Annotated in this window: 8 protein-coding genes; 6 read left to right on the top strand and 2 right to left on the bottom strand. The window is 54.4% G+C overall.

Translation table 11 applies throughout. From position 1 onward, the window contains the following. Positions 1–16 precede the first annotated feature (16 nt). Positions 17–1567 carry a membrane-bound lytic murein transglycosylase MltF gene (gene mltF, locus OOJ59_RS15745; protein WP_085049302.1) on the bottom strand — a complete coding sequence of 517 codons (1551 nt, stop codon included), beginning with the start codon at positions 1565–1567 and terminating at the stop codon, positions 17–19. A gap of 257 nt (positions 1568–1824) precedes the next feature. On the opposite strand from mltF, the gene purL reads away from it, so the two are divergent. From purL to glnB, 5 genes are all read left to right on the top strand, one after another. Continuing rightward, positions 1825–5712, top strand: coding sequence for a phosphoribosylformylglycinamidine synthase (purL, locus tag OOJ59_RS15740; RefSeq protein ID WP_193157096.1), 3888 nt, complete (start codon positions 1825–1827; stop codon positions 5710–5712). A 599-nt stretch (positions 5713–6311) separates the two neighbouring features. Then, on the top strand, positions 6312–7742 hold the full coding sequence (qseE, locus tag OOJ59_RS15735; RefSeq protein WP_123261017.1) for a two component system sensor histidine kinase QseE/GlrK: 1431 nt from the start codon (positions 6312–6314) through the stop codon (positions 7740–7742). A gap of 22 nt (positions 7743–7764) precedes the next feature. After that, positions 7765–8508, top strand: coding sequence for a two-component system QseEF-associated lipoprotein QseG (gene qseG / locus OOJ59_RS15730; RefSeq protein WP_038642680.1), 744 nt, complete (start codon positions 7765–7767; stop codon positions 8506–8508). Further along, positions 8508–9842 (top strand): two-component system response regulator GlrR, encoded by a 1335-nt coding sequence (glrR, locus tag OOJ59_RS15725; protein ID WP_304441077.1) that lies wholly within the window; start codon positions 8508–8510, stop codon positions 9840–9842. The genes qseG and glrR overlap by 1 nt, the downstream gene beginning before the upstream one ends. Positions 9843–9902: 60 nt before the next feature. Next, the gene (gene glnB / locus OOJ59_RS15720; protein ID WP_000717694.1) at positions 9903–10241 is read left to right on the top strand and encodes a nitrogen regulatory protein P-II; all 339 of its coding nucleotides are present in this window, start codon (positions 9903–9905) and stop codon (positions 10239–10241) included. Positions 10242–10342: 101 nt separating this feature from the next. Here glnB and hmpA read toward each other — a convergent pair whose 3' ends face one another. Next, a complete protein-coding gene (gene hmpA, locus OOJ59_RS15715) occupies positions 10343–11533 on the bottom strand; it encodes an NO-inducible flavohemoprotein (RefSeq protein ID WP_069324438.1) in 1191 nt (396 codons plus the stop codon). A 326-nt stretch (positions 11534–11859) separates the two neighbouring features. On the opposite strand from hmpA, the gene glyA reads away from it, so the two are divergent. Further along, entirely contained in the window at positions 11860–13113 is a 1254-nt protein-coding gene (gene glyA, locus OOJ59_RS15710) for a serine hydroxymethyltransferase (protein ID WP_032939458.1), read from the top strand. The last annotated feature ends 64 nt before the right edge of the window (positions 13114–13177 follow it).

Genomic DNA, 13177 nt, shown 5'->3' with positions numbered 1-13177 from the left:
TATCAGGCCGATAAGACTACTTTTCCTCTTTCTTTTGCGCTGAAAACAGCAGGGAAGGGGAGTGCGTCAGGTAGTTTGACGACGTCTGAGACAGAAACGCGGAAAGCGGGAATTTCTCTTTACCTAATAACTCCGCGGGCGACACCGCCGGGTAATCCTGCGCCAGTTGCTGCGTTTCCTGCGCCTGCTTTTCTTTTTCTTGCAGATATCCCACCAGGCTTATCTGGTATTTACGGATATTTTCCACATAGGCATAGGCTTCATGACCACGCGCATAGCCATAGGTCAGCTTGTTGTAATACGGCTTTTGGCTGAGCAGGGGTAGACGCTGTTTTACATCGGACCAGCTATTCGGATTGCCTTTGGTTTTGACCGTCAGCGCCCGCGCGTCCAGCATATGCGCATAACCCATATTGTAGGCGGCAAGCGCAAACCAGATCCGTTCTCCTTCCGGGACGGTATCCGGCACTTTACTCATCATATCCTGCAAATAACGCGCGCCGCCGCTGATGCTCTGTTCGGCATCGGTACGGTCAGTCAGTCCGAGACTCTGGGCGGTATTTTTGGTCAACATCATCAGTCCGCGTACGCCGGTCGGAGAAGTGGCCTGCGCGTCCCAGTGCGACTCCTGATAAGAGATCGCGGCAAGCAGTCGCCAGTCTATTTCCTGCGCATACTTCTCAAACAGCGGCTTGAGGTCTGGCAACACGCTGTCTACGGCGCGCAAAAAGGTGCGGGTGTCGACATAGTCAAAATCATCGCCATGCCCAAGATATTTCTCTTCCAGTCTTGCCAGGGAACCCTCTTCGTTCATGGAATTAAAGAAATCCAACAGGGCAGCGGCCAGCGTATTGTCATCGTCCAGACGACTAAACCAGGTCACCGGCTGTTCGTCGGAGACGTCCAGCGCGACGGCCAGCTCAGGGTGTACGCGTTGGTACAGGCTGATGGCGACGGAATCGGCAATGGTGTAATCCAGCTTACCGGCGATGACATCATCAAGTAGTTCAGTGGTGCCCTTTTTGTCATCCACTTTCCAGCTCAGGTCGGGAAATTTTTTCTCTTTTAGCTGCTGGAGATCGTTAACCACCACATGCCCCGGGGCGATAGTCAACTGATTTTCATTCACGCTAGCCAGGGTTCGAGGGCGATATTGCCCAACCCGATACACCAACTGTTGTGACACCGAGTAATAGGTCGGGCCGGGCTGGTAATTTTTCACCCGCTCGCTGTTATACACCAGACCTGCGGCTAACAGATCGGCATTACCGTTATCTAGGTCGTCAAACAGCTGGCTGATGTTCTGGCGCACGGTGATTTTTAATTTCACGCCTAAATAGTTGGCGAACGCCTGGGCCAGTTCATAATCCAGACCGAATTTTTTGCCGTTGAGGGTCGCATAAGTTAATGGCGAGTCAATGGTACTGACGCGCAGTTCTCCCCGCGACTGAATGGCGGCGATACGATTTTCGGCTTTACCGAACCAGGGAATAGATGGCCAGAGGGCCGCTGCCAACAACAGCGTTAATATGCCGATGAACAGATAATTAATCTTTAATTTTTTCAATTAGTTAATTCTCTGAACCGTACGTTGTCTCTGCCTGCTGTAGTGTTGTTTAAGAAGTGAAGTCGTCATTAATGAGCGGCATTTTGCTTAAACTTGCGTCAGTTGGCAACTTATTAAGAAAACAGACCGCATTTGATGATAAGACGAGGCCGCGATTTTATTTCGACGCAAACGGTTTCGTCGGCGCGGTAGATTCTTTATAATACCGCCCGTTTCCCCCACTTGGGCACACCGAAAGCTTAGAAGACGAGAGACTTATGATGGAAATTCTGCGTGGTTCACCTGCACTGTCTGCATTCCGTATTAACAAACTGCTGGCACGTTTTCAGGCTGCCAACCTCCAGGTCCACAATATTTACGCCGAGTACGTCCATTTTGCCGATCTGAACGCACCGTTGAATAAAGATGAGCACGCGCAGCTTGCACGCCTGCTGAAATATGGTCCTGCTCTTCACAGCCACGCTCCTGAGGGCAAATTACTGCTGGTCACCCCTCGTCCGGGCACCATCTCCCCGTGGTCTTCTAAAGCGACTGATATTGCCCACAATTGCGGCCTACAACAGATTAGCCGTCTGGAACGTGGCGTTGCTTACTATGTCGAAGCGTCTACGCTGACTGCGGAGCAGTGGCAGGAGGTTGCCGACGTACTGCACGACCGCATGATGGAAACGGTTTTCTCTGCGCTAAACGATGCCGAAAAACTCTTTGCGCATCACCAGCCTGCGCCGGTCTCCAGCGTCGATCTGCTGGGTGAGGGCCGTCAGGCGCTGATTGACGCCAACGTGCGTCTCGGCCTGGCATTGGCGGAGGATGAAATCGACTATCTGCAGGACGCGTTCAGCAAACTGGGGCGCAACCCGAACGACATCGAACTGTACATGTTCGCGCAGGCCAACTCTGAGCACTGTCGCCACAAGATTTTTAACGCCGACTGGGTTATCGACGGTAAACAGCAGCCGAAGTCGCTGTTTAAGATGATCAAAAATACCTTTGAAACCACGCCGGACCACGTGCTGTCCGCCTATAAAGACAACGCCGCGGTGATGGAAGGTTCTGACGTGGGGCGCTACTTTGCCGACCACAAAACCGGTCGCTACGATTTCCATCAGGAGCCAGCCCATATCCTGATGAAGGTAGAAACTCACAACCACCCGACCGCCATCTCTCCGTGGCCGGGCGCGGCAACCGGATCCGGCGGTGAAATTCGTGATGAAGGCGCAACCGGGCGCGGCGCGAAGCCGAAAGCCGGGCTGGTGGGCTTCTCCGTTTCCAACCTGCGTATTCCGGGCTTTGAACAGCCATGGGAAGAAGACTTTGGTAAGCCGGACCGTATCGTTACCGCGCTGGATATCATGACCGAAGGGCCATTAGGCGGCGCGGCGTTTAATAATGAATTTGGTCGCCCGGCGCTGACCGGCTACTTCCGAACTTACGAAGAGAAGGTTAACAGCCACAACGGTGAAGAGCTGCGCGGCTACCACAAGCCGATCATGCTGGCGGGCGGGATCGGCAACATCCGCGCCGATCACGTGCAGAAAGGCGAGATCGTCGTCGGCGCGAAGCTGATTGTCCTCGGCGGTCCGGCGATGAACATCGGCCTCGGCGGTGGCGCTGCATCCTCTATGGCTTCCGGTCAGTCTGATGCCGATCTCGACTTCGCCTCCGTACAACGCGATAACCCGGAAATGGAACGCCGCTGTCAGGAAGTTATCGACCGCTGCTGGCAGATGGGCGATGCCAACCCGATTCTGTTTATTCACGACGTCGGCGCGGGCGGTCTGTCCAACGCCATGCCGGAGCTGGTAAGCGATGGCGGTCGCGGCGGTAAATTCCAGTTGCGCGATATCCTGAGCGACGAGCCGGGTATGAGCCCGCTGGAAATCTGGTGTAACGAATCCCAGGAGCGCTACGTGCTGGCGGTGGCCGCTGACCAGTTGCCACTGTTTGACGAACTGTGTAAGCGCGAGCGCGCGCCGTATGCGGTGATTGGGGAAGCTACTGAAGAGCAGCACCTGACCCTGAGCGACAGCCACTTCGACAACCAGCCGATCGATATGCCGCTGGACGTGTTGCTGGGCAAAACGCCGAAGATGACCCGCGATGTGCAGACGCTGAAAGCGAAGGGTGATGCCCTGAATCGTGGCGAAATCTCGATTGCCGATGCGGTGAACCGCGTACTGCATCTTCCGACCGTCGCGGAAAAAACCTTCCTCGTAACCATCGGCGACCGTACCGTTACCGGTATGGTGGCGCGTGACCAGATGGTCGGGCCGTGGCAGATCCCGGTGGCTAACTGTGCGGTGACCACCGCCAGTCTTGATAGCTACTATGGCGAAGCGATGTCTATCGGCGAACGTGCGCCAGTCGCTCTGCTGGACTTCGCAGCTTCTGCCCGTCTGGCTGTAGGTGAAGCGCTGACTAACATTGCGGCAACACAGATTGGCGACATCAAACGCATTAAACTCTCCGCAAACTGGATGGCGGCTGCGGGTCACCCGGGTGAAGATGCCGGGTTATACGAAGCGGTAAAAGCCGTCGGGGAAGAATTATGTCCGGCGCTTGGCCTGACCATTCCGGTGGGTAAAGACTCCATGTCGATGAAGACCCGCTGGCAGGAAGGCAACGAACAGCGCGAAATGACCTCGCCGTTGTCACTGGTGATCACCGCTTTTGCCCGCGTGGAAGACGTGCGCCACACCATTACTCCGCAGCTCTCTACTGAAGATAATGCCCTGCTGTTAATTGACCTTGGTCTGGGCCACAACGCACTCGGCGCGACCGCGCTGGCGCAGGTTTACCGCCAACTGGGCGACAAACCGGCCGACGTACGTGACGTGGCGCAGTTGAAAGGCTTCTACTACGCCATGCAGGCGCTGGTCGCACAGCGCAAGCTGCTGGCTTACCACGATCGCTCCGACGGCGGCTTGCTGGTGACGCTGGCGGAAATGGCTTTCACCGGGCACTGTGGTATTGAGGCTGATATCAGCACGCTGGGCGACGATCGTCTGGCAGCGCTGTTTAACGAAGAACTGGGCGCGGTGATCCAGGTTCGCGCCGCTGACCGTGACGCGGTGGAAGCCATTCTGGCGGCCAACGGCCTGGCAGACTGCGTACACTACCTCGGCAAAGCTGTGGAAGGCGACCGCTTCACTCTCTCCGCTAACGGACAGCCGGTGTTCAGCGAAAGCCGTACTACCCTGCGTATGTGGTGGGCAGAAACCACCTGGCAGATGCAGCGTCTGCGCGACAACCCGGAGTGCGCCGATCAGGAACACGACGCTAAAACCAACGACGCCGATCCTGGCCTCAACGTTAAACTGACGTTCGATATCAACGAAGATGTTGCTGCCCCGTACATCGCCACCGGCGCACGTCCTAAAGTCGCTGTACTGCGTGAGCAGGGCGTTAACTCCCACGTCGAGATGGCGGCCGCTTTCCATCGTGCGGGCTTCGATGCTATCGACGTGCACATGAGCGATCTGCTGGGCGGACGTATCGGTCTGGGGAATTTCCAGGCGCTGGTAGCCTGTGGCGGCTTCTCTTACGGTGATGTGCTCGGCGCCGGGGAGGGCTGGGCGAAGTCGATTCTGTTCAACAACCGCGTCCGTGATGAGTTTGAAACCTTCTTCCATCGCCCGCAAACGCTGGCGCTGGGCGTGTGTAACGGTTGTCAGATGATGTCTAACCTGCGCGAACTGATCCCGGGAAGCGACCTGTGGCCGCGCTTTGTGCGTAACCACTCCGATCGTTTTGAAGCCCGCTTCAGCCTGGTCGAAGTGACGCAAAGCCCGTCTTTACTGCTCTCCGACATGGTTGGTTCGATGATGCCGATTGCCGTTTCTCACGGTGAAGGCCGTGTGGAAGTGCGTGACGACGCGCATCTGGCTCAGCTTGAGAGCAAAGGCCTGGTGGCGCTGCGCTACGTTGATAACTTCGGTAAGGTGACCGAAACCTACCCGGCTAACCCGAACGGTTCGCCGAACGGTATTACTGCCGTTACCACTGAAAATGGTCGCGTCACCATTATGATGCCGCACCCGGAACGTGTGTTCCGCACCGTGGCTAACTCCTGGCACCCGGAAAACTGGGGCGAAGACAGCCCGTGGATGCGTATTTTCCGCAACGCGCGCAAACAGCTCGGTTAATTAGCCCGATAGCCATTAAGCCCCTCCTGCGAGGGGCTTTTTTTTTGCCTGTCTCTTTGTAGGCCGGATAAGGTGTTTACGCCGCCATCCGGCAATAAACTCAGTGCTTATGCCGCAAAATTAAAGTGTCGGGAAATCCCGACATGGGCGGGGTGACGATGTCGTCAAAAAGAGACATTTAACTATATGATTTATAATTGTTTTGTTTTTAAGTGCTACAGGTGTTGCTGATTGGCGACAGAAAGTGCAAAAAACCGGCAGAACCATTTTTTGCATGAACAACGATATTCTTCATATCTATCATTGTGTTAACAAAGTGTTTTGAATATTGGCACAGATGCTGCATAATATTAACCAGTGGCTCATTCACCTTCTTATGTCAGCCCCTTCGGGAAGCGCTACATAAACTTCGAATGACGCACAACAAGGTGCCTGCCGTCCAACATCTGATATTAGCATGGCTCATATCAACCTCCGGGCGAAACGTCGAGTTAGGCACCGCCTTATTCCACAACAAAGCCGGGTTAATCCCGGCTTTGTTGTATCTGGCGTTCCCCTCAGTTAGCATCAAGCTATTCCTGTCCATTGAGAGTAACGCCTTGAAGCGCTGGTCAGTTTTCCCCCGATCTTTACGTCAATTGGTTATGTTGGCATTCTTGCTGATTCTGCTGCCGTTGTTAGTTCTGGCCTGGCAGGCGTGGCAAAGCCTGAATGCCTTGAGCGCGCAGGCGGCGCTGACCAACCGCACCACGCTGATTGACGCCAGACGCAGTGAGGCGATGACCAACGCCGCGCTGGAGATGGAGCGTAGCTACCGGCAGTATTGTGTGCTTGATGACTCAACGTTGGCAAAGGTCTACCAGAGTCAGCGTAAGCGCTATAGCGACATGCTGGATGCGCATGCGGGCGTGTTGCCGGATACCAAGCTTTATCAGGCGTTACGTCAGGATCTCAACGACCTCGCGCAATTACAGTGCAATAACAGCGGTCCAGATAGCGTAGCGGCAGCCCGGCTGGAAGCGTTCGCGAATGCCAATACCGAGATGGTACAGGCGACGCGCACCGTGGTCTTTTCTCGTGGCCAGCAGCTACAGCAGGAAATTGCTGAACGTGGGCAGTTCTTCGGCTGGCAGGCGCTGGTGCTGTTTCTCGTCAGCCTGGCGATGGTACTGCTGTTCACTCGTATGATTATCGGCCCGGTGAAGGGCATAGAAAGGATGATCAATCGGCTGGGGGAAGGGCGCTCGCTGGGCGACAGCGTATTATTTACCGGGCCGCGTGAGCTGAGGTCTGTCGGTCAGCGCATTATCTGGTTGAGCGAACGTCTTTCCTGGCTTGAGTCGCAACGACATCAGTTTTTACGTCATCTTTCCCATGAGCTGAAAACGCCGCTGGCGAGCATGCGTGAAGGGACGGAGTTGCTGGCCGATCAGGTTGTTGGACCGCTTACGCCGGAGCAAAAAGAGGTGGTCGGTATTCTGGATGACAGCAGCCGTAACCTGCAAAAGCTGATTGAGCAGCTTCTTGATTACAACCGCAAACTGGCGGATGACGAGGTTGAGCTTGAGAGTGTGGACATCGCGCCGCTGGTTGAAAGCGTTGTTTCTGCACATAGCCTGCCTGCTCGCGGCAAAATGATACATACTGAGGTAGCGCTTGAGGCGAACACCTGCCTGGCGGAACCGATGCTGTTGATGAGCGTGCTGGACAATCTTTATTCCAATGCGGTGCACTATGGCGCTGAATCCGGTAACATTTGGATTCGCAGCAGTTTGCATGGCTCAACGGTATACATCGATATAACGAATACAGGCACACCGATTCCAGAAGCAGAACAGACCATGATCTTCGAGCCTTTTTTCCAGGGTAGCCATCAGCGAAAAGGGGCGGTAAAAGGAAGCGGGTTGGGGCTGAGCATTGCCAGAGATTGCATCCGCCGTATGCGAGGCAAACTGTATCTGGTTGATGACCATGCGCAAAGCGTTTGTTTTCGCATAGAATTGCCCCTATCTGCTGCAAAAAATCACTAAAATAAACCTAAGTCTGGTGAGTATGCCACACGTTGTTTTCCGAATGCTTAAACGACATTTTTTCCGTCGAGTCTTGCTTATGAGCCTGCCGTGTCTGGCGCTGGCCGGGTGCGTGCCGAACGCGGTGAATCATGTTACTGGCGACCCCTCTCAGGAGAAAATTCCGCCTTACCAACTTGCGGACTATCTTGCAACCGAGTGTACGGATATCTGGTCCCTGACGAGCCAGCCTACAGAGACAAACCCACTGTACTGGCTGCGGGCTATGGATTGCGCCAATCGCCTGATGCCGGTACAGGCGCGCAGTGAAGCCAGTATGATGATGCCAGATACCTGGCAGGGGGCTTTCAGACGCGGGATTCTGCTTGATAACGCTAACATTACGCCACCTGAAAGGCGGGAGGCTGTTACGCGCCTCGAGGCATTAAGTCCGCAAATTCCGCCGCAAGTCAGACCGCTGTATCAGGTCTGGCTCAGCAGCCAAACGCTACAACTGCAGCTTGCCGAAGAGCGTATGCGCTACAGTAAACTCCAGCAAACATCGGACAGCGATCTGGACACGCTGCGTCAACAGCAGCAGCATTTGCAGTCCCAGCTCGATCTCACAACCCGTAAGCTGGAGAATCTGACTGATATAGAACGTCAGCTTTCCACGCGCAAACCTGCCGGCAGCTACAATCCTGACGCGCCGCACGGGAATGATAAACTCACCACGCCTGATAACGAGGATGGTACTGCGCCATCTGCCGATGAGGTCACACCATGATAAGCCGTAAGCCCGCACATCTGCTGCTGGTGGATGACGATCCGGGCCTTTTGAAGTTGCTCGGTATGCGACTGACCAGCGAAGGTTACAGCGTTGTAACCGCCGAAAGTGGGCAGGAAGGGTTACGGGTGCTGAACCGCGAAAAAGTGGATCTGGTTATCAGCGATCTGCGTATGGATGAAATGGACGGCATGCAGCTGTTTACTGAAATCCAAAAAGTACAACCTGGAATGCCGGTTATCATCCTCACTGCTCACGGTTCCATCCCTGACGCCGTTGCCGCGACGCAGCAAGGAGTATTCAGTTTTCTCACCAAGCCGGTTGATAAAGACGCGTTATACCACGCGATTGATGGCGCATTGGAACAGTCTGCGCCAGCCACTGATGACAGCTGGCGTGAGTCTATCGTCACCCGCAGCCCGCTGATGCTGCGTCTGTTAGAACAGGCGCGGATGGTAGCGCAATCGGATGTGAGCGTATTGATTAACGGTCAAAGCGGAACCGGGAAAGAGGTGTTTGCCCAGGCGATTCATAACGCCAGCCCGCGCAGCCACAAGCCATTCATTGCTATTAACTGCGGCGCGTTACCGGAACAGCTGCTGGAATCCGAACTGTTTGGTCATGCGCGCGGCGCCTTTACCGGTGCGGTAAGCAATCGCGAGGGCCTGTTTCAGGCGGCGGAAGGCGGGACGCTGTTCCTTGATGAGATTGGCGATATGCCCGCGCCGTTACAGGTCAAATTGCTGCGCGTATTACAGGAACGCAAGGTCAGGCCGCTGGGCAGTAACCGCGATATAGACATTGATGTGCGCATTATATCGGCTACCCACCGCGACCTGCCTAAAGCGATGGCGCGGGGTGAGTTCCGTGAAGATTTGTACTATCGCCTCAACGTGGTTAGTCTGAAGATCCCGGCGCTTGCCGAGCGTACGGAAGATATTCCGCTGCTGGCAAACCACCTGCTGCGACAGTCTGCTGAACGGCACAAACCCTTCGTGCGTGCCTTCTCGACCGATGCCATGAAGCGTTTGATGACCGCCAGTTGGCCGGGCAACGTACGCCAGTTGGTCAACGTGATTGAGCAGTGCGTGGCCTTGACCTCTTCGCCGGTTATCAGCGATGCGCTGGTGGAGCAGGCTCTGGAAGGGGAGAACACCGCGCTGCCGACTTTTGTTGAAGCGCGCAATCAGTTTGAACTTAACTACCTGCGCAAACTATTGCAAATCACAAAAGGCAATGTGACCCACGCGGCGCGAATGGCGGGGCGCAATCGCACCGAGTTCTACAAGTTGCTTTCTCGCCATGAGCTGGATGCAAACGATTTCAAAGAATAAATCTGCGGATTATGTTAGCTTTATTCGATCAAAAGACAGGCGACCTTTTCAAGGAATAGCATGAAAAAGATTGATGCGATTATTAAACCTTTCAAGCTGGACGACGTCCGTGAAGCGCTGGCTGAAGTCGGCATTACCGGTATGACTGTGACAGAAGTGAAAGGGTTTGGCCGTCAGAAAGGCCATACCGAGTTATACCGTGGTGCGGAATACATGGTGGATTTTCTGCCGAAGGTAAAAATTGAAATTGTGGTTCCCGACGACATCGTCGATACCTGCGTTGACACCATTATTCGTACCGCACAGACCGGTAAAATCGGTGACGGTAAGATTTTTGTTTTCGACGTGGCGCGCGTTATTCGTATTCGTACCGGTGAAGAAGACGACGCGGCAATCTAAGCCGCGCCGTTAATTTGTAGGCCTGATAAGCGTAGCGCATCAGGCAGAGTGATTGCCGGATGTCGGCGTAAACGCCTTATCCGGCCTACTCGCGTAATACATTACAATACTTTATGCGGGCCGAAGCATTCGTAATGAATGTTCTCGTTTTTCACGCCCAGACCGACCAGTTGCTTCGCGGCGAACTGCATAAAGCCGACCGGGCCGCACAGATAAAACTGCATCGCCGGATCGCTGATTGCCCCTTCCAGTTTGTTCAGATCCATCAGACCAATGCTATCAAACGCACCTTTCGCGCGATCGGCTTCGTTTGGCTCACGATACCAGGTATGTGCGCTAAAGCGTGGCAGCGTTTTGCCGAGTTCTTTTACTTCATCGGCGAAAGCATGTACATCGCCATTTTCCGCCGCGTGGAACCAGTTAACCTGCGCCGTATGATGAGCTTTCGCCAGCGTATCCAGCATCGCCAGCATTGGCGTTTGGCCCACGCCTGCGGAAATCAGCGACACCGGCGTATCGGTCGCGACGTCCATAAAGAAATCCCCCGCTGGCGCGGCCAGGTGAACCACATCACCGACATTGGCGTGGTTATGTAGCCAGGTTGAAACCTGACCACCGTCCTCGCGCTTCACGGCAATACGGTAGCCTTTGCCATCTGGCTTACGGGTCAGCGAATACTGACGGATTTCCTGATGCGGGAAACCTTCCGGCTTCAGCCAGACGCCCAGGTATTGACCCGGATGGTATTCCGCCACTGCGCCGCCATCGACGGGTTCAAACTCAAAGCTGGTAATCGCGCGGCTTTGCGGCGTTTTCGCCACGATACGGAAAGGACGCGTACCTTCCCAACCGCCGGTTTTGCTGGCGTTTTCGCTGTAGATTTGCGCTTCACGGTTAATAAACACGCCCGCCAGCACGCCGTATGCTTTGCCCCACGCATCCAGCACTTCCTGGCCCGGGCTGAACATTTCGTCCAGCGTGGCCAGCAGGTGACTTCCTACGATGTTGTACTGCTCTGGTTTAATCTGGAAGCTGGTATGTTTCTGGGCGATTTTCTCAACGGCTGGCAACAGCGCTGGCAGGTTGTCGATGTTGCTGGCATACGCGGCAATGGCGTTAAACAGCGCTTCACGTTGGTCGCCATTGCGCTGGTTACTCATGTTGAAAATTTCTTTCAGCTCTGGGTTATGCGTAAACATGCGATCGTAGAAATGGGCGGTCAGCTTCGGACCTGTTTCAACCAGCAGGGGAATGGTGGCTTTCACTGTAGCGATGGTTTGTGCGTCAAGCATACGGTCTTCCTTTATCTGAAACTTTAATGATGTATGTCAAATGCATCTTATAAAAAATACCCCTGCATTGTAAATGGTTCTTTGTAACTTTGCGTTTTAAAGGTTACATCGTGAAAAATCTGCATCACAAACCTGAAAAGAAATCCGTTGAAATTCAGCAGACCTTTGTTCTCCAAAGCCTTGTGTGCCGTGAAGGTAATCGTTTGCGTAAAATCCTTTGTCAAGACCTGTTATCGAAGAATGATTCGGTTATACTGTTGGCCGAAGTCCTGGAAGACTGCCTTTTCAGGCCAAAATTTACTTGTTAGCTGAGTCAGGAGATGCGGATGTTAAAGCGTGAAATGAACATTGCCGATTATGATGCCGAACTGTGGCAGGCTATGGAGCAGGAAAAAGTACGTCAGGAAGAGCACATCGAACTGATCGCCTCCGAAAACTATACCAGCCCGCGTGTAATGCAGGCGCAGGGTTCTCAGCTGACCAACAAATACGCTGAAGGTTATCCGGGCAAGCGCTACTACGGCGGTTGCGAGTACGTTGATATCGTTGAGCAACTGGCTATCGATCGCGCTAAAGAGCTGTTTGGCGCTGACTACGCTAACGTACAGCCGCACTCTGGCTCTCAGGCTAACTTCGCTGTCTACACCGCGCTGCTGCAGCCGGGCGATACCGTGCTGGGTATGAACCTGGCGCAGGGCGGCCACCTGACTCACGGCTCCCCGGTTAACTTCTCCGGCAAACTGTACAACATCATTCCTTACGGCATTGATGAGTCCGGTAAAATTGACTACGAAGACATGGCTAAGCAGGCCAAAGAGCACAAACCGAAAATGATTATCGGTGGCTTCTCTGCCTACTCCGGCGTGGTTGACTGGGCAAAAATGCGTGAAATTGCTGACAGCATCGGCGCATACCTGTTCGTCGACATGGCGCACGTTGCCGGTCTGATTGCCGCTGGCGTTTACCCGAACCCGGTTCCGCACGCTCACGTTGTGACCACCACCACCCACAAAACCCTGGCGGGTCCGCGCGGCGGCCTGATCCTGGCGAAAGGCGGTGATGAAGAGCTGTACAAAAAACTGAACTCCGCCGTGTTCCCAAGCGCGCAGGGCGGCCCGCTGATGCACGTGATTGCGGCGAAAGCCGTGGCGCTGAAAGAAGCGATGGAGCCAGAGTTCAAAGTTTACCAGCAGCAGGTTGCGAAAAACGCCAAAGCGATGGTGGAAGTGTTCCTGAACCGCGGCTACAAAGTGGTTTCCGGTGGGACTGAAAACCACCTGTTCCTGCTGGATCTGGTTGATAAAAACCTGACCGGTAAAGAAGCCGACGCTGCACTGGGTCGTGCTAACATCACTGTCAACAAAAACAGCGTACCGAACGATCCGAAGAGCCCGTTTGTGACTTCCGGTATCCGTATCGGTTCTCCGGCTGTCACTCGCCGTGGCTTTAAAGAAGCGGAAGTGAAAGAGCTGGCTGGCTGGATGTGTGATGTTCTGGACAATATCAATGATGAAGCGGTAATTGAGCGCATCAAAGGTAAAGTGCTTGATATCTGCGCACGCTTCCCGGTTTACGCGTAAGTCATATTGATTGCTGGACCTTATCCGGCCTACAGGTAACTCACCTGTAGGCCGGATAAACGAA

It is taken from the genome of Citrobacter sp. W9, from assembly GCF_026719375.1.
In the GTDB taxonomy this organism is placed as follows: domain Bacteria; phylum Pseudomonadota; class Gammaproteobacteria; order Enterobacterales; family Enterobacteriaceae; genus Citrobacter; species Citrobacter werkmanii.
The sequence above is the reverse complement of the archived record's forward strand: the minus strand, read 5'-3'. Positions and strand labels throughout refer to the sequence as shown.